The following is an 18,577-nucleotide window of genomic DNA, read 5'->3' as shown; positions in this document are numbered from 1 at the left end:
CAATTTTAAATGATTAATTTTTAATGCAACATAAAATAAAATGACTTTATGTTAGGTTTTAATCGTAGATTAAAAAAATCGAAAGCTATTTAGCAAGCGATCTTTTTCACTGTTGCATTTTTGATTTAATTTTTTGGATGAATTTTCCAATAATAATTTCATTTTGCAAGTCATATTTTACAAGGGGTATAAAATTTATTCAAGCAATACTAAAGATATAAAATAAAACTGCTTGATATGGATGTGGTACTCTTAAACCTTTGCTTATTGCGTAAAACGATCCGCCTTTTTCTCAGTCCTTACGTGAAAGCCCTGTTGTATTTTTATCAATGTTAAAAATGTAAGAAATAATTATGATATATGAAGCAAAAACAAGCAATGTTATTTGAATATCTCTAAAGATTCGCTTGTAACTTACGTTTTCTAATGAATAATTTACAAAAGCTAAACATCCGAAATTAAACATAAATCAGTGCATGAAGAAATAAAGTCTGAACTCTTTTGTAGCTATTAGCAAGTATTTGAGTGAAAAAACAAAATTTTTCTCTGTAGCAGGAACAAAAGGAATAACAATCGCTGAAGCAAAAAGACAAAATGGACTCACGATAAAACTTGAGTATTTTGAACGATCAAAAATCATAGTTAAAAGAAGTGCGAATGTAAAGAAAGGACATAAATCTAAAAATAATGACCTTGAAAGAACATAAGAGCGATAATCATGAAAAGTTTCGTGTCACCATCCTGGCATTTTGTGAGCAGTTATATTTGCAATTTCTGATCAATTACCAACAAATCTAAATAAAACAATGTAAGTTAAAAAAACAAGACCTGCTGTTACTCTTACTCAATATTTATCGAGATATTTCTTAAATTTTTTATTGATTATCAACATGGTAGCGGCTGTAAAAAAAGTAATAAACAACAATATTATTCCGTATTTCATATTTAATGATTATAACAAAAAAAGCTAGGTAACAACCTAGCTTTGGTAATTTTACAATTATATGGCGCGCCCGGCAGGAGTCGAACCCGCAACCTTTAGGGCCGTAACCTAACACTCTGTCCAGTTGAGCTACGGGCGCATTTTTCGATAATTTTATGGAGGCACCAACGGGATTCGAACCCGTAATCAAGGTTTTGCAGACCCATGCCTTGGCCGTTTGGCTATGGTGCCATAAGTGCTTTATTATTATACAAATATTTTTGAAAAAATAAAAAAGAATTTTAAATTTTTCAAACACTTCACTCTTTTCTTGAAATTAAAAACTCTTAAAAAAAACACTTTTTCACTACGAATTTAAATCATGTTTTTTTGAATGATATTTCAAACATTCTTTTATAATAAATATGTATGTATATAAATATTAATTAAATAATATTTAGGGCGATTATTTTATTAAGGGTGCATACTCAATATATAAAAATATTAAGGATTTTGAAATATGAAATTTAAGAAATGAATTATTTTAAGTTTAACAAGTTCAATTTTACCAATTGTTGCAATTTCTTGCAAAAACACAAAAGCTCAAGAATCAGCTGAAAAACAAGAACTTTCTAATTCAATTTCTCGTGCATACTTAAAATTAGGAAGTAAGTTATTAGACAACAAAGTTCACGAAAACTTACAATTACAAATTAATAACGCACAAGAAGTTTTAAACAACCCAGATTCAACTAATGCTGATTATGCAAGTGCTGCATCTAAGTTAATCGAATATTACACAAAAACATTACTTGCAGAAGAAGAAGCTATTAAATCAAGCAAAAAACAAGCTTTTGAAAGTGATCTTAATGCTAAAGTTGCTGAAATGAATGCTAACGTAATCGTTCAACCAACAGCTCCATTAAAATATTTAGATCAATTAATTGCATCTTATAGATCTTTAATCTCTTCTGGATTTGATCTATTTGGAGATGAGCAAGGTACACTTAAACTTAGATTGTACAAAATGTTAACTAACTTCTTCAAATACGGAAAAGAAGCAAACCACAAATTATCAGCTTACTTTAATTACAAAGACGCTAAAGTTGTTTTACAAGTTAGAGAAAGTGGAGAAAATGGAAAAGTTGTTGAAAGTGTTGCTTCATTATCAATTAAAGATCAACTAAAAAATAGTGGACTTAACACAAAAGCAAAAGAACATGAAAAAGTTCAATTAGTAAATCCTGATGAAACTAATGGATACCATGATCAAGGTAATCCAAATTCTGATTTAAAAGTTGAATTTGATTTATCAGAAGGAATTGAAAACGGAGCTCTTTTAGTTCGTTTTAAACTTGCTTTCAGAAAAGCTACTGACGACTATACAGTTCTTCCTGTAGATAACTCATTTGCTTATGCATTTTCATTAAAAGGTTTCGTAGTTAATGAAGAACTTTTAAATACTTTAAATGAAGTTGACGAGCTTTATTCATTAGTTTATAAATCAGCTATCTTTAATGATAAATTCAAAGAAGATTTAGCAGGTTTCTACAAAGCAATTGCTGAAGCTAAAAAGACAAATCCAAAAAGCAAACCAAAAGTTACATACAAATATGATCCTAAAGCAAAAACAATTTCAGTTAAATATGGTAAAACAACAATTACTTCATTACCAATCAATCTTTTACCAGAAGGATATTCAATTAGTTTAGCTGGTAACCAATTTGATTCATCTTCAAATGCTTTAATACTTAATTTTGCTTTATCAAAAGATGGACAACAATATAGAAACTCATTAGGTAAAACAAGCTACTTTAAAATAGATTTATCTAAAGAAATGGCTGAATAAAATTTAAAAGTTTGGTTATTTTAAATAATCAAACTTTTATCTTTTTATAGATAAATTTAGCTTTAAAACTATTAAATTTTAAAAAGGGGTCATGAAAAATGAAATTAAAAAAATTATTTTTATTAACTTTAGGTGCTGCACCAGTTCCGTTTCTTGTTGTTTCTTGTGTTAAAGAAAGCAAAAGCGAAGAGAAATTGAAATTAGAAACTCAAATTAATATTGCAAAAACTAAACTTGCATACAATGTTTGAGACTCTGCATCAAGAGTAGAATTTGAATTAGCTATTCAAAAAGCAGAAAAAGTTTCAGCTAACAAAGATTTAACAAATGCTGATTACAAAAAAGCAAAAGAAAATCTTGTTGAACTTCAAAAACAAATTGAAGAAAGAGTAGCAATTGCTAGAACAGAAAAAGAAAAAACAAACTCTGCAGCTATTGATGCGCTTATTGATTCTGTTGTAAAAGACAGTTCTAAAGCCGAAAAAAATACTGCACCTGTTGATTTTAAATACAAATCATTATTAGAAGATCAAGAAGCTTATTTAACAAATCCTAATACTTTTGTAAATTCTGCAAATAATGATGAATTATATGTATTCTTCGAAGGATACAACAAGTATGCAGCTAACCTTCACAACTCATTAACAGCTACATATCTTTTTGGTGAGCAAAAAATTAGATTCGAATACAGAAGTTCAGTTGATAATAAAACCATTACACGTGAAGTGTTTTCATCAAAATTAGCACTTGCACCAGAGTATACATTAGTTAGTGCTACAGAAACTGATGGACATCATTCAAAAGGTAACCCATTAAGTAATTTAGAAGTAAGTTATGATATTGAAACTCGTACAGTTACGCTTTCATATAAATTAGCTTACAGAAAATCAATCAATGATTATTCTGTTTTATCAAACAACGGAAGTGCCTTCACAGTTGTTCTTAATTTAGAAAAACCACAACCAAAATCTGCTGCTGAAGAAACTACAACATCATCAAAAGATACACCAGCAAGTGGCTCAACAGAAAATAATCCATCTGCACAACCACAACCAACTGAACCATCTACTAGTGGCACAACTAGTGAAGGAGATTCTTCGGACGCTTCAACAGATACACCTACACCAGCAACAACAAATGAAGGAACAGAAAATCCTTCTAATGCTCCGACAACAGAAGATGAAACAACTAATCCAGCTCCAGTAAGCGAGGGTGCCGAAGCAAACAATACAGAAACTAACAATCCTGTAACTGAAAACACAGATGCTCCAGCTGATACAAATAATGATGAAACACAACCAAAACCTACAGATGCAGAATTAAATGCTGCGTTTGCAGGAACCACTTTCGAAAACTTTAGTTTAGAAGGTCTTGTAGATGGAGATTCTATTACCTTGACAGCTACAGATAAAAACAGTCTAACAGAAACTTTAAATACAGAATTTAATGATCATTCAACTTTAACAAATACTGTATTTTTCTCTATAACAACAAAAAGTAAACAAATGTATTTAAGAATACTTAAAGCTAATGACGCTTCGGCCACTGGTGTAAATTTAGCACCAAATATGTATAACAAAACTTCATTAGAAGGAAATAACGCTAACTTAAGACTTGTAGGACCTTCATATGCAAAAAGTGAACTTGAATATCCTGATAAAAAAATACCATTAGATATTGTTTCTATTACTAAAACAGAAGACAAAAAATACACAATTGTTGTTGAGTTCTATGTAGTTAAAATAGAAGGAAACAGAGTTACAAACATTTATAAAGAAAACGGTGAAAACAAAAAATACCAATTAACAATTAACTTAACAGTTAAATAGTAAAACTTAAATTACCACAACTTATGTTGTGGTTTTTTACTTTTTTAGTTCTTTTTTCGTTCTTTCTCTTTTAAAAGTTATCTACTATATGGAGAGAAAAAATGAAAAATATGGAAAACAAACTATTTAAAATACATTTCTTATCAAAGAAATTATGTGAAGATCTTAAAAAAACCAAATTTGCAAAATCTAATTTATGTCTACCGTTTTTAATTATGGATGATGAAGTTTTATTTCTTGAAGTGATTAGAAAAGGAGAAGAAACAGCTGATAATTTTCAGAAAGTTCAGTTGTTTACACAAGATTCTGACCTGGATTATTTTGTGAATTTAAGTTTTATTTTTAAAATGAAATACAGTAGCTTTGAAAAATTCGTGAGTGAATTTGAACCAAATAAATTAGGTAGCATATCACAATTTAATGAGTTAGAAATTTTAGAATATATCCAAAGTAATATTGCTAATTTACAGAAAATTAGACTTATTTCAATTGATGAAATGCCACAAATGCAGGAACAAAGAGATTATGCAAGTGTTTTTTAAAACAAAACTTTCTAATTTTTAGATTAGCATACTATAATTATATTATGCAATTAAAAGTTAGTGAAAGTCCTTATTTATTAAAATATTTTAAATACCAATCAATCAAAAGATTTTTATTATCTTTGGTTTTTTTGGTATTTTTTATTGGTTTTTTAGGATCGGCAATTTGAATTGTTTTATCAAAAACTAGTCTATCAGCAAAAGATTTATCAAAATATTATAAAACTTATAATACTTTAGCTATTTTGTTTTTTGCTGCTGCAATTGCTTTTTTTTCTTTATATTTAACGATTCAAATTTATGATTTTTTATATTTTCAAAAGAATTTTAAAAACAAGAAAATGTCTTGAAAAGAAAAGAAAATACCTTTTTTTGTCTTTTTTAGTAGTATTTTGTCTTTTGTTTTTAAAAATAAATATCTTTATAATTCGCTAGTTGTTCACACAGAAGAAGAAACTTTTAAAATTGAGCTTTATAATTTTGAGGAGCATTTTAAAATTATCTCTAGTCCAAGATTAGACTATCTTTACAATAGATATATCAAAGTAAGTATTATGGATATCGCTTTAAGTGGTATGCTCCTTGCACTTTTTACCATTATTACTCTTTTAACAAAATATACAATTTTTAAGTTTTTAACAATTAATTTTGAGTATATTTTTGCTATTGTTTATGCTTTTTTATTCAGATATTTAAAAGGAGCTATTTTAGCATTTGTTTCTGATGCTCTTTCGCTTATTATTTTTGGTAAAATAGCCTTTTGATATTGAGCTTATGCTGTGGTTCCTATTTTTATTGTTATTTTTAGTTCTGCAGCATTTGAGCTATATAAAAGAAATAAAAATATTATGGTTATTATGTCTAATATAACTTTATTTACGATTCTTTTATTGCTTGAATTTCTTTTTTACAAGAAAATTTCTGGTTCAAAAGCTTCGAGTTTTGCTATTTCAGAATTTTTCGGTTTTAAAAGATTACCAAATATTGTTGGACACATTCTCTTTATTGTCTTTCTTTGTGTTGGTTTTGTGATTTTATTTTTATCATTCTATTATTTTTCTTTGCCAAGCAATAATTCTTTACAAAAAGAGAAGAAAACTAAAATTAGTACCTTTATTTTCATTTTTTCTTTAGTCTTTTCAATTGTTGTTATTTCGAGATGAATATGAGGTCCATATGCTTGAATTTCTTACTCTGAATATATTGGCCGGATAAGATCAAAATCTTATGCAACTGACCTAGATTGATACTTTGGATTAATGATGTTAATTGCGCTTAAATCATTTTTAGCATTACCAGTTTATGTTTTCTTAACTTGAGCATTACTGCCAGCGCTTAAATTTGCTAAAAAAAGATATTTAGATCAAAATATTTGGTTGAAATATTAATAATGTATTAAAATATAAATACTTATTTTAGATTAAATATTATTTATAACAATTTTTAAATGGAGAAGATATGAAAAAAACTATTTTAGTAGTTATTGATGGATTAGGTCTTAGAGAAGAAAAACAAGGAAATGGTTTTGCTCTAGCTAATACACCAACATTTGATAAATTATTTAAAGAGTATCCAAACAGCTTAATTCAAGCTTCGGGAGAATTTGTAGGTTTACCAGCTGGACAAATGGGTAATTCAGAAGTTGGGCACCTTAATATTGGTGCAGGAACTGTTGTTTATACAGGTTTATCATTAATTAAAAAAGCTTTAAATGATGGAACATACAAAAAAAACTATGCATTTTTAGAAGTTTTTGAAGATGTGAAAAAAAATGATGCAACTTTACATATTATGGGTCTTTTATCACCCGGTGGAGTTCACTCATTAGAAGAGCACTTATTCCAATTATTAGAAGCAGCACACGAAAATGGAGTTAAAAAAGTTTCTGTACATGCTTTTGGAGACGGAAGAGATGTAGCACCACAATCAATTAGAAGTTCAATGGAAAAATTAGAAGCAATTTGTGCTAAATACAATTACAATATTGCTTCAATTTCAGGAAGATTCTATGCAATGGATCGTGACAAAATGTTTGATAGAGTAGAAAAAGCATATGAAGCTATTTTAGGACATTCTGATGTTAAATTTAATTCAGGTGTTGAGTATGTTGATTACGAATACTCACAAGGTATTACAGATGAATTCTTTGTTCCTGCTATCAATCAAAATTTATCTGCTGACGCTTTTGCTAAAGATGGAGATAGTGTTATTTTCTTCAACTTTAGACCAGATCGTGCAAGACAATTAACTCACTTATTTATTGGTTCACCTTTATATGAAGAAAAACCTGTACACCCAGTTAAAATTAACAAATTTGTTTCAATGATGAAATATGAAGGAATCGAAACTGTTGTTGCTTTTGACGAAATGGAAGTTTCAATGCCAATTGGTAGAGTTCTTGAACTTGCAGGCAAAAGTCAATTAAGAGTCGCTGAAACTCAAAAATATGCACACGTAACATATTTCATGGACGGTGGAAACGATATTGAATTCAAGAATTCAAAAAGAATTATGGTACCTTCGTTAAAAGTCGAATCATATGCTGATGCTCCACACATGTCTGCTGAAGGTATTGTTGATGAACTTTTAGCTAATGCATTAAATTATGATGTTACAATCATGAACTTTGCTAACCCTGATATGGTTGGACACACAGGTAACTTAAAATCAACAATTGAAGCTGTAACTTTCCTAGATACACAAATTAAAAGAATCATTGATTGAGCAGAAGCTAATGATGTAACTGTGTTTATCACTGCTGATCATGGTAATGCTGAAATTACAGAAGATGCAAATGGTAAACCAGCCACAAAACACACAAGCAGTCCAGTTATGTTAATTTGTTCTGATAAATCAGTTAAATTAAAAGATGGTAAATTAGCAAATATTGCTCCAACAATTTTAGATTACATCGGAATTGCTAAACCAAAAGAAATGGATGAAGAATCATTATTAGTAAAATAATTCAACTTTAAGCAATAAAGAGTCGGGCAAGGCTCTTTTTTTGTTTCTTTTAGCAAAAAGATACCTTAAAAATTAGGTATAATAATAAAAATATTAAGACAAATTGATACAAGGGTAACAAAGGAGAACAATATGATTAATGTTAATGAATTTAAACCTGGAATCACTTTCCAAGACGAAGGTGAAATTTATGTAGTTTTAGAAGCGCAACACTCAAAACAAGGGCGTGGACAAGCCAACGTTAAAGCTAAAGTAAAAAATTTAAGAACTGGTTCTACAACTATTAAATCTTATACAGGTGGTGATAAAGTAAAACCTGCTCACATCGATAAAAGAAAAATGGATTATCTTTACAATGATGGAGAAAACATTATTTTAATGGATAAAGAAACATATGAACAAGTAGAAATTCCAGCTACTACAGTTGAATGAGAATTAAACTTCTTAAAAGAAGGAAACGAAGTTCAAATCAGATCATTTGAAGGTGAAGTTCTTGATGTTGAATTGCCAGCTAATGTTGAACTAACTGTTACAGAAGCGCCAGATGCTGTTAAAGGAAATACTGCTAATAACCCACAGAAAAAAGTAATTGTTGAAACTGGTTATGAACTAGAAACACCAATGTTTATTAAAGAAGGTGATGTTATTTTAGTTTCGACAGAATCTGGAAAATACGCAGGAAAATCAAATAAATAAAATGAATTGAATTAATGTGCCTTATGGTTCAAATCAAGTTTATATCGTCCAAGAAGAAGCAATAACTAGTGCTTTGAACTTAATTTTAAACGAAGAAAAAGAAGTTAAATTAGTTGATAAAAAACTAAATTTATTATTCAATCAAGACCATTCTAATTTAGAAATTGTATTACAAATTAAAGTCAAAAAAAATACTAAAAAAAGTGCAGCAGAAATTATTAAAAAATTAGTTTCTAATGTCGAAAATGCTTTAATTGCTTTAATTGACACCAAACCACTTAATGTCCAAGTTATTTTTTCAGGACTTTATTAGTTTATGAAAAAAGAAATTTTTGTAGATTACGCAATTTACCGTCAAATTTTTTTAAAAGACGTTAGAAGGAATTTACAAAAGGTGGAACAAAGTAGATTTGCGCTAATGAAAAAATCTACTAAAGAAAAAATTGTGGAAAAATATAAAAAACTAGCTAGAGAACTTGAAACAGGACAAATTAAAAACGAAAATCTTGTTGCTAACAGAAAATTATTCAATAAATTTCAAAACGAAATCAAAATAAGAGCATATTTGCCTTATTTTATTGTTTTACTTTTTCTTGTTTTAATTTTAATGTTAGTTTTTTTGTTTTTATTTAAATAAATATGAAAATAATTTGAAACAAAATTAAAGCAAAAGCGCAAATTTTTGATTTTTACGATTGAATTACCTTCACAATTGGTTTTACCTTACTTTTTACTTATTTATACTTTACTTTTTTCGAATGGTATATGGTTTCGACACGTGCTTATACCGGTTATTCTGAAATTAATTCAATTATCAGGGATCTCAAACAATCTAATTACTTAACTCGCACACAAGAAGTTTCGCTTTCGCGTGTGATTTACCCTAATGCTGTGCAGTTATTTTGAGGTGGATCAACTTATTTTTTTACATTCCTAACTAATGTTTATATGGGTGTCGTTTTAGTTTTTTTCCAACTGCTCGTAAATCTTTAAGAATGCAAAAATTTTATTTTGCTGCAATGGTTTACATCTTAATTGTTGGGCTAGCATATTGAGTTGGAGTAGCAATGGTACCGTCAACTTTTAATAATCTGATTTTTGATCAAAAAATGAAATCGATTGTGATGCATATTATTGCGCCAATTTTAGGATTATCAACTTTAACTTATGAGCGTAAAAGAATTAAAATCTCAAACATGAGTATTTGAAGTTATTCTCTTTATCCTTTTTTATATTTCCTTTTATTAATTGTTCCAACTTACGTTTTTGGATATAAATTTTTAGAAATTAACTCCGATTTACCTGGAACCACCTCAATTCCGACTGAATTGAGTAGGGGTATAGTAATTTATCAATTAGTAAGTTTTAACCATCCTTTAGGTTATCCTGGTGATATTGTCTTTATTAAAGTAATTTTAAATATTTTATTAATTTTAATGTCCTTCTTTACGGCACCAATTTTTGGGTTTTTATTACGTCAAATTTTAAGAATTTCACGTCCAGGTGAAGAAGTGAAAAAACTTTATTTTGTTAATCCTGAAACAAAATATATTAAAAATCTAATTACTTGAAAAAATGAAATTATTAAAATTAAAAATAATTTAAACAAGAAGAGTAAAGACACAAATAGCAAGCATGATAATTACCAAAAAGCAATGCAAGAAGTTCAAAAATTAAGAGATGAATATTTAGCAAAACAAAAAGATCACAAGAAATAAATAAACTATATTTAAGATGCTATTCTTATTTTGGTTTGTTTATTTCTTTTTTATTTACAAAAAGAGATTAATGTATAATTTAAGTTAAAAGACATCTTATTTAAAGGAGCTTTATGTTTAAAGAAGAACAATATATAGCTAAATATTTTCACAAAACAAAAAAAATTTTAGAACAAGAAAAACCAAATAATATTATTACATTACAATTTTTCCAAAGAAAAGATGATTCGATTTTAGCCGGTATGGATGAAGTTCTTAAACTTCTTGAAAGAGTGACTGATACTTCAAAATATACAATTAAATATTTACCAGATGGATCTAAAATTAACAATTTAGATGTAGTTTTAGAACTGACAGGTCAATATCAGTATTTCGGTATTTGAGAAGGAATGATAGACGGAATTTTAGCTAGATACACTTCAATTGCTACAAATGCATATAGATGTAAAAAAGCAGCAAGAAACAAAGAAGTAATTTTTATGGGAGATCGTGCTGATCATTTTGTTAACCAAGAAATTGACGGAAAAGCAGTTGCTCTTGGTGGAATTACAATTGTTTCAACACCTGCACAGCAAATGACTAAAAATGACGAAGAAGCCGTTTTTGGAAGTATGCCACACATCTTACTTCAAGGTTTTGGTGGAGATGTAGTAGCTGCTACAAAAGCTTTTCACAAGCATTTTCCTGATTCTAAATTAATTGCTCTTGTTGATTATCATAATGATGTTATTGGTGATTCTTTAAAAGTTTATGAAGCTCTTAAAGATAAAGTTTGAGGAGTCAGAATCGACACGAGTAAGAATATGATTGACCATATGTTCGATGGACAAACTAATCCGCCAAAAGGTGTTAATCCAGAACAAGTTATTAAACTCAGAAATGCTTTAGATGAAGCTGGAGCAACTAATTATAAAATAGTTGTTTCAAGTGGTTTTGATCATAAAAAAATTGAACTTTTCGAAAATCTGAATGTTCCTGTTGACTATTATGGTGTTGGACAAAGTATTTTTAAACTAAATAATAGCTTTTCAGCTGATGCAACGATTTTAAATGGTAAAAAAGAAGCTAAAGAAGGTCGCTCTTATCGTGAAAATTCAAATTTAATCACTTATAATAAGCCTCGTTTAACATTTTGAAAACGTTTATTAAAGCATTTTCAAAAGGAAGGAAATAACTAATTATGATTGCAAGCCTAACTAACCTTTTAGCAACAAATGCAGATGAAATTCATGTTGATGTTAAAATCTTGCCTTTATGACTTTCAATTTTAATTTTTTTACTATTTTTATTCTTATCAATCATTTCGTTTGTAATTTATCGAACTTATTCACTTAAAAAAATGCGTGAATATAAACAAGCGCAACTTGATGATTTTATAAAAGAAAATCCAAGAAGAAAAAACGTTAAATACGAAGATACAGGTATGTTCCTTCCGTCATGAGAAAGAATGAAATACAATTTACCATTATTTTTAACAATTGTTTTTGCTTTAATTTCAATCTTTGGATTTGTAGCGTTATTTAAGTAAATAACGCTTTTTTATTTTGTTTTTTACAATTTCATTGTAAAATATATTACGAATTATTATTCAAACACTTATTAAGGAGACTTTATGTCAAAAATTAAAAGCGCAATGAAAGATGCTAAACAAGTTTTCAAAAAAGGAAACATTTTACTTTTAGCAATTGGTTTATTAATTGGTACTGTATTTGGTGCATTAGTTAAATCATTAGCTGATGATATCATCATGGCTCCAATTTCTAAATTACTTGGGTTCGATGAACTTAAAAACATGGTATATGGCGGAGTAAGAGTTGGTAACTTCTTAGCTGCATTACTTACATTTATCATCGTTTCATTAATGCTTTTTGTATTACTTGTTGGATATTTTGTGGTTGCAAATCACGTTAAAGCTAAAAAAGAAGCTAAAAACCCTACTCCAGCACCAGCAGCTCCGGCTCCTACAACAGAAGAGCTTATTCTTGCTGAATTACAAAAACTTAACGAAAATATTAAAAAATAAAACTTTAAATTTATAAAAAACAATAGAAATATGCTATTTTTAGCATATTTTTTGTTCAAATAATTACTTAATTTTTATTTTGAAAAATGTATAATTTTAATAAAATATAAATATTTTATTAAAAATGAGGCGGTGAATTAACTATGACAAACGAAGAAAAAAACAAAAAAATCAATGATGTAGAAGAAAATAAAGCACACATTATCACAGAATTAGAATTTGAATATGATGATGACAAAAGAGTTGTTTTTGGTAAAAAGAAAAAAGAAATTATTGAAGAAGTAGAGGAAGAAGAAGCACCACAAAATCTTGATGAATATCAAGTTACTTCTCAAATTATTCTTGAGCCAACTGAAGGATTAGAACCTGTTATCATCGATTCTGAAATGAAAAATTCATTTTTAGAATATGCAATGAGTGTTATTGTTTCGCGTGCTTTACCAGATGCAAGAGATGGTTTAAAACCAGTTCACCGTAGAATTTTATATGATATGTCAGAACTTGGAATAACACCAGGAAGTCAACATCGTAAAAGTGCAAGAATTGTCGGGGATGTTTTAGGGAAATACCACCCACATGGGGATAGTTCAGTTTATGAAGCGATGGTTCGTATGGCACAAGATTTCTCAATGCGTTATCCACTTGTGGACGGGCATGGTAACTTTGGTTCAATTGATGGTGACGAAGCAGCCGCAATGCGTTATACAGAAGCTAGAATGTCAAAATTATCTGCTGAAATGCTAGATGGTATTAAGAAAAATACAGTAGATTTTGTCGATAACTATGATGCTAGTGAAATCGAACCTTCTGTTTTACCTTCACGTTTTCCAAACTTGCTTGTTTCTGGAGCAACAGGAATAGCTGTTGGTATGGCAACAGAAATTCCACCACATAATTTAGGCGAAACTATTGATGCAACAATTGCATTAGCTCGTAATCCAGAAATTACAGTTCGTGAATTAATGGAACATATTAAAGGACCTGATTTCCCAACGGGTGCAACAATTTTAGGAACTAAAGGTATTTTAGATGCTTATGAAACAGGAAAAGGAAAAATTCCTGTTCGTTCAAAGACAGAAGTTATTGAATTAGCGAACGGAAAAAGCAAAATCATTGTTCGTGAAATACCTTATGCAATCAAGAAAACTCTTTTAATTCAAAAAATAACTGAATTACACAAAGATAAAGTTGTTGAGGGTATTTCTGATTTAAGAGATGAGTCAAATAGAGAAGGAATTCGGATTGTTATTGATGTTAAAAAAGGTGTGAATCCACATATTTTACTCAATAAACTTTATCAAAAATCTTATCTACAAACCAACTTTAACGTTAACATGGTCGCATTAGTTAAAGGTGAACCTAAACTTTTAAACCTTAAACAAGTTTTAGAAATTTACCTAGAACACCAAAAAGAAGTTGTAACTAGAAGATTACAATTTGATTTAAATAAAGCTCAAGAAAAAGCACATATTTTAGATGGATTAAAAATTGCTATCTCAAATATTGATGAAGTTGTAGCAATTATCAAAAGCTCCAAAACAGACCAAGAAGCTCAAGATAGATTGGCATCAAGATTTAGTTTAACTGAAAAACAAACTAAAGCAATTTTAGATATGAACCTCAGAAGATTAACAGGTTTAAATATCGAGAAAATGAATGCAGAAATTGATGAATTACAAAAAGAAATTGAATTACTTCAATCTATTCTTAATTCAGAAGAAAAGTTAATTGACACAATCGTTGATGAACTTACAGTTATCAAAAACAAATATAGTGATGCTAGAAGAACCAAAATTGATGAATCTAATGCAGGAATCATTTCAGATGAAGATTTAATTCCTGAAAGAGAAATTGTTATTACAGCAAGTGTTAACGGTTATGTAAAAAGAATCAATCTTGAAGATTATTCAGTTCAAAACCGTGGAGGTATTGGTTCAATCGGAATGAAAACATACGATAATGATGATATTTCAATGATTATTAAAACTTCAACACATACTGATTTACTTCTCTTTTCAAACTTTGGAAGAGCTTACCAAATTAGAGCTCACCAAATACCAGAAGGATCAAAAAATTCTAAAGGTATTCCACTTATTAATGTAGTTCCTTCATTAGAAGTTGAAAATGGAGAAAAAATTATTTCAATTTTAGATGTTGCTGAATATTCAGACAATTTATATTTAGGAACTGTAACTGAAAAAGGTTTATTCAAGAAAACTTCACTATCATTTTTCCAAAATATTAGAAGAAATGGACTTAATGCATTTAAACTTAATGAGGGTGACAAATTAGTTAGAGCCTTTAAATTAAGTGATGATGATTTAATTTTAGTAGCTAATAATGATAAAAATATCGTTAAATTCAAAGCAGATGATGTTCGTCCATTAGGAAGAAATGCACTCGGGGTTAAAGCTATTACCTTAACAAATAATCAAAAAGTTATTTCTTGTTCTTCTAATTTAGATGGTTCATATATTTTATCAATCGGAAGCAAAGGATTTGGTAAATTAACACCACATGAAGAATATAGATTAACCAAAAGAGGAGCGAAAGGTACAACAGGAATTAACTCTGAAAAAGCTGGACATTTAGTTTTTGCAAGTTTCGTGAATTTAGAAGATGAATTATTAATTATTACAGCAAACGGTATTACAATTAGAACTAAAATCGAACAAATTTCACAAACATCACGTAATACCAAAGGTGTTAAAATTATTAATTTACGTGAAAATGATGAAATTGTTGCAATTGATGTACTTAAATCAAATGAATAATATTAGTGCCTTTTTGGGCACTTTTTTATACTATTTAAACTACAAATTGGTAAAATAATAACACAAAGAAAAGAGGAAGGAATGTATAAAGAATTTGCAGTTGAAAATAAGTGATTTAACAAAATTAAAAATGGAACCAAAACAATTGAAATTAGAGTCAATTCGACAAGAAGAAGACATTTAAAAACAAATGATTTAATTAAAATTAAAAACGAATCAACAAATGAATTATTACTAGGTAAAATTACAAAAATTCACAATTTTCCTACTTTTAAAATGCTTTTTGAAGCTCTTGAACCTAATAAATTAGGCTTTGATTCAGCTAATGATAATAATTATGAGCAAATGTATAATTACTATACCAAAGAACAAGAAAAAGAAAATGGAGTTATCGGTGTTGAATTTGAGCTTACTATGATCAATTTAGATGATATTGATAATTTTGTCTTTGATATGGATGGTACGCTTTTAGATGAAAAAAGCAAGCCGGTTCCAGAGAATCTTGCGATGATACAAGAACTTCAAAAACAAGGCAAAAAGATTGCTATTTGTACTGGTAGACCTTACTTTACCTTACAAAGAGTTTTAACTCAAATTGAGCCTGATTATCCCATTGTAGCTGCAAATGGAGCTATGATTTATGATAACCACACTAAAGAAATGGTTCACTTTATGGCAATCGAAAAACATGATGCTCAAGTTATTTTTGATTTTTTAATGAAAGAGAATTTTGAATTTGTAATTTATACAGCTAAAAAAATGTATGGACATTGTACTGATGCAACTGATTTTTTCAGCCAAAGAAAATATTATAATGCATTAAGACCAGATTTTTATACAGATATTGATGAAACATTTAATCCTAAAGATCATGAAATTTCGAAATTTTTAATTTTAACTGAAAGCAGACCAAGTTCATCATTACCTGAAATGGAAATTTTAGCAAATAAATTTCCAAATATGCATGGAGTTTATTCAAGACATGATATGTACGATATTATGCACAAGGATGCTTCAAAAGGGAATGGACTTTTATATTTAGCGAAAACAAAAGGTCTTAATTTAGAACGCACAATTGTGTTTGGTGATAGCGAAAATGATATTTCAATGTTTATTCAAGCAAAATACAGTGGAGCAATGGCGAATGGATTTGTTGAAACAAGAAAACATTCTTTATTCGAATGCGATGATCACAATACTCCTTGATTTGCTAATTTTGTAAATAAAGTCCTAGACAAAAAACAATAGATTTTTATCAAACTTAATAGTCAGCTTGCAGTTGCTGACTTTTTTGTTGTTTTTTTAGGAGCAAAGGTAAATTTTACAGAAAATTCAACAATTTGCTTAACAAAAAAACCAACTTTTAAAGCTGGTTTGTAGGCAATAATGTTTTGTTTAACTTATTAAAATTGTTTATTTTTATTTTTCTAACACAACAACAGTTTCAATATGGTGCGTATTAGGAAACATATCAAAACCTTGGATTTTCTTAATGCTATATTTTTGTTTTTCAAATTCTTGTAAATCTCTTGTTAGTGTTCTTGGATCACAAGAAATGTAAATAATATTATGAATTTTTTGCTTTGCAATTCATTTTACAAAATCAATTCCAAGACCAGCGCGTGGAGGATCAACAACAAAAAGAGGATTTTTTCAATTTTGATATTCTTTACTAATGATTTTGAAAGCGTCGCCGCAAATATATTTAAAATCTTTTAGATTGTTGTTTAATGCGTTTTGTTTAGCTTTTTGAATCGAAGAAGCTTCATTATCTATTCCGATTACTTTTTGGTTTTCTAAAGCCGACAAAATAGAAATAACACCAACACCACAAAAAAGGTCAATAAAATAATCGTATGAATTATTGTTAAGTTTTTTTACTTTATCAAATATTTTTGAAGCAACTTCATTATTGATTTGAAAGAATGAATTTTGCTTAATTTCAAACAATTTATCATTAAGCTCAAGTTTAAATTCTTCTTTTTGAAAGATTGTTTTAATTTGGTTTTTCTTCTCAACTGAAAGCTCGATTAAATTAGGTATTTCTTGAAGTTTTGTTACGAGCTTTTGAGGTAAATCATAATCGTTGTGAATTTTAAGTAATACACTAACTTTATTTTCGTTATTTGTACGGAGCGTGATTGTTTGATATAAATTAAGTTTATTTTTATCTAAAACAACTTGATTGATAAGTTCTAAAAATTGTGCTAATAAATCATTTAGCACTTGTTTATTGAGCTTTTGGTTATTAATTGGTATTTTTGTTTTGCTTTTTGGAAAATATTCAATTGCTTCTAGTTTTTCTCTTGTGCTATTAAAAGATAAATCATACCTAATTTTATTTCGGTAATTGTATTGAGCTAATGAACTAGTAAATTCTTGATAGATACCACTTTGAGTTAAATCGGTTTTTAAGTTTCTTTGAAGTAAATTAAATAAGTAATCATTTTTAAATTTAATTTGCTCACTATACTTTAGATTAATTAGTGGCGCACTAAAAACAGTATTTAGCAAAACATTTGTTCTAGAACTTGATTTTGTTAATAATTCTAAAACATATCCAAAAGCAATTTTAGACTGGGTTTTAAAAAGTTTAATTTTTGCTTTTTCGCCAGGAAATAAGTCATAAACAAAAATTGTAAAATTTTCGAATTTGACAACCCCTAATCCTTCGTAACTTATTTCATTACATTCAACTATTAATTCATCATTTAAGTTAGGCTTTGCAAACATATAATAAATCAATTCTACCATGTCTTTTTTCTTTAAATACTTTTAAGTGCTCTGGTAGAACAATTTCCTTCTTCTGATCAGTTTCAATAATTATTTCACCATCATCGTTTAAAATATTGCGGCTTACAATAATTTCGAGAGCTTCATTTACTAAATCAAATCTTTTAAAAGGAGCGTCGATGAAAATAAAATCAAATTTGCGATCAGTTTTGACTAAATAACTTAAAGCCTCCATGTTGAGAGCATGAATGTTTTGCTCTCCTACCGAAGCGATATTTTCAAGAATTATTCGAAAGGCTTTTTTGTCTAATTCAATTGCTTGCACAGAGTTAGCGTCGCGACTCATAGCTTCAATAGCTCAAGCTCCACTTCCACTAAATAAATCAAGACAATCTTTGTCTATGATTTTAAATTGTAAACTGCTAAAAACAGCTTCTCTTACTTTATCTGTTGTGGCTCTAGTTATATTTTGATCTGGTTGTTTAAGTTTTCTAAATTTATATTTTCCTGCTATTATTCTGAGCATA

General features: G+C 28.5%; 17 protein-coding genes and 2 tRNA genes. 14 read left to right on the top strand and 5 right to left on the bottom strand.

What is annotated here, in order from left to right; all coding sequences use genetic code 4:
- Positions 1–85: 85 nt before the first annotated feature.
- The 3 genes from EXC46_RS03055 to EXC46_RS03045 form a co-directional block, all read right to left on the bottom strand.
- A complete protein-coding gene (locus EXC46_RS03055; protein ID WP_044888857.1) occupies positions 86–892 on the bottom strand; it encodes a DUF5378 family protein in 807 nt (268 codons plus the stop codon).
- A gap of 113 nt (positions 893–1,005) precedes the next feature.
- Positions 1,006–1,082 (bottom strand) — tRNA-Arg (locus EXC46_RS03050).
- A 17-nt stretch (positions 1,083–1,099) separates the two neighbouring features.
- Positions 1,100–1,174, bottom strand: a tRNA-Cys gene (locus EXC46_RS03045).
- 268 nt (positions 1,175–1,442) lie between these two features.
- Between EXC46_RS03045 and EXC46_RS03040 the strand changes: the two genes are divergently transcribed.
- From EXC46_RS03040 to EXC46_RS02970, 14 genes are all read left to right on the top strand, one after another.
- Positions 1,443–2,771, top strand: a complete 1,329-nt coding sequence (locus EXC46_RS03040; protein ID WP_027333481.1) for a hypothetical protein — start codon at positions 1,443–1,445, stop codon at positions 2,769–2,771.
- Positions 2,772–2,869: 98 nt separating this feature from the next.
- The gene (locus tag EXC46_RS03035; RefSeq protein WP_027333480.1) at positions 2,870–4,600 is read left to right on the top strand and encodes a hypothetical protein; all 1,731 of its coding nucleotides are present in this window, start codon (positions 2,870–2,872) and stop codon (positions 4,598–4,600) included.
- Positions 4,601–4,701: 101 nt separating this feature from the next.
- Complete coding sequence (locus EXC46_RS03030; protein WP_027333479.1) at positions 4,702–5,142, top strand: hypothetical protein; 441 nt, start codon at positions 4,702–4,704, stop codon at positions 5,140–5,142.
- Positions 5,143–5,186: 44 nt separating this feature from the next.
- Positions 5,187–6,530, top strand: coding sequence for a hypothetical protein (locus EXC46_RS03025; protein ID WP_027333478.1), 1,344 nt, complete (start codon positions 5,187–5,189; stop codon positions 6,528–6,530).
- Positions 6,531–6,600: 70 nt separating this feature from the next.
- A complete protein-coding gene (gene gpmI / locus EXC46_RS03020; protein ID WP_027333477.1) occupies positions 6,601–8,106 on the top strand; it encodes a 2,3-bisphosphoglycerate-independent phosphoglycerate mutase in 1,506 nt (501 codons plus the stop codon).
- A 132-nt stretch (positions 8,107–8,238) separates the two neighbouring features.
- On the top strand, positions 8,239–8,802 hold the full coding sequence (efp, locus tag EXC46_RS03015; protein ID WP_027333476.1) for an elongation factor P: 564 nt from the start codon (positions 8,239–8,241) through the stop codon (positions 8,800–8,802).
- Between the two features lies 1 nt (position 8,803).
- The gene (locus EXC46_RS03010) at positions 8,804–9,115 is read left to right on the top strand and encodes an MMB_0454 family protein (protein WP_044888856.1); all 312 of its coding nucleotides are present in this window, start codon (positions 8,804–8,806) and stop codon (positions 9,113–9,115) included.
- 3 nt (positions 9,116–9,118) lie between these two features.
- The gene (locus EXC46_RS03005) at positions 9,119–9,439 is read left to right on the top strand and encodes a hypothetical protein (RefSeq protein ID WP_027333474.1); all 321 of its coding nucleotides are present in this window, start codon (positions 9,119–9,121) and stop codon (positions 9,437–9,439) included.
- A gap of 358 nt (positions 9,440–9,797) precedes the next feature.
- A complete protein-coding gene (locus tag EXC46_RS02995) occupies positions 9,798–10,520 on the top strand; it encodes an MAGa3780 family membrane protein (protein ID WP_027333472.1) in 723 nt (240 codons plus the stop codon).
- A gap of 113 nt (positions 10,521–10,633) precedes the next feature.
- Positions 10,634–11,698 carry a nicotinate phosphoribosyltransferase gene (locus EXC46_RS02990; RefSeq protein ID WP_044888855.1) on the top strand — a complete coding sequence of 355 codons (1,065 nt, stop codon included), beginning with the start codon at positions 10,634–10,636 and terminating at the stop codon, positions 11,696–11,698.
- A 2-nt stretch (positions 11,699–11,700) separates the two neighbouring features.
- Positions 11,701–12,048, top strand: coding sequence for a hypothetical protein (locus EXC46_RS02985; RefSeq protein ID WP_052353002.1), 348 nt, complete (start codon positions 11,701–11,703; stop codon positions 12,046–12,048).
- Positions 12,049–12,132: 84 nt separating this feature from the next.
- On the top strand, positions 12,133–12,543 hold the full coding sequence (locus tag EXC46_RS02980) for an MscL family protein (protein WP_027333471.1): 411 nt from the start codon (positions 12,133–12,135) through the stop codon (positions 12,541–12,543).
- Between the two features lie 143 nt (positions 12,544–12,686).
- The gene (gyrA, locus tag EXC46_RS02975; RefSeq protein ID WP_027333470.1) at positions 12,687–15,317 is read left to right on the top strand and encodes a DNA gyrase subunit A; all 2,631 of its coding nucleotides are present in this window, start codon (positions 12,687–12,689) and stop codon (positions 15,315–15,317) included.
- Positions 15,318–15,398: 81 nt separating this feature from the next.
- The gene (locus EXC46_RS02970; RefSeq protein WP_027333469.1) at positions 15,399–16,565 is read left to right on the top strand and encodes a Cof-type HAD-IIB family hydrolase; all 1,167 of its coding nucleotides are present in this window, start codon (positions 15,399–15,401) and stop codon (positions 16,563–16,565) included.
- Between the two features lie 171 nt (positions 16,566–16,736).
- Here the strand turns inward: EXC46_RS02970 and rlmD are convergent, their stop codons facing one another.
- Together rlmD and rsmD are read right to left on the bottom strand one after the other, a co-directional pair.
- The gene (gene rlmD, locus EXC46_RS02965) at positions 16,737–18,050 is read right to left on the bottom strand and encodes a 23S rRNA (uracil(1939)-C(5))-methyltransferase RlmD (protein ID WP_044888860.1); all 1,314 of its coding nucleotides are present in this window, start codon (positions 18,048–18,050) and stop codon (positions 16,737–16,739) included.
- Positions 18,034–18,576 carry a 16S rRNA (guanine(966)-N(2))-methyltransferase RsmD gene (gene rsmD, locus EXC46_RS02960; protein ID WP_027333467.1) on the bottom strand — a complete coding sequence of 181 codons (543 nt, stop codon included), beginning with the start codon at positions 18,574–18,576 and terminating at the stop codon, positions 18,034–18,036. The genes rlmD and rsmD overlap by 17 nt, the downstream gene beginning before the upstream one ends.
- Position 18,577 lies beyond the last annotated feature (1 nt).

Origin of the sequence: Mycoplasmopsis glycophila (assembly GCF_900660605.1) — a bacterium.
Classification (GTDB): domain Bacteria; phylum Bacillota_I; class Bacilli_A; order Mycoplasmatales; family Metamycoplasmataceae; genus Mycoplasmopsis; species Mycoplasmopsis glycophila.
The sequence above is the reverse complement of the archived record's forward strand: the minus strand, read 5'-3'. Positions and strand labels throughout refer to the sequence as shown.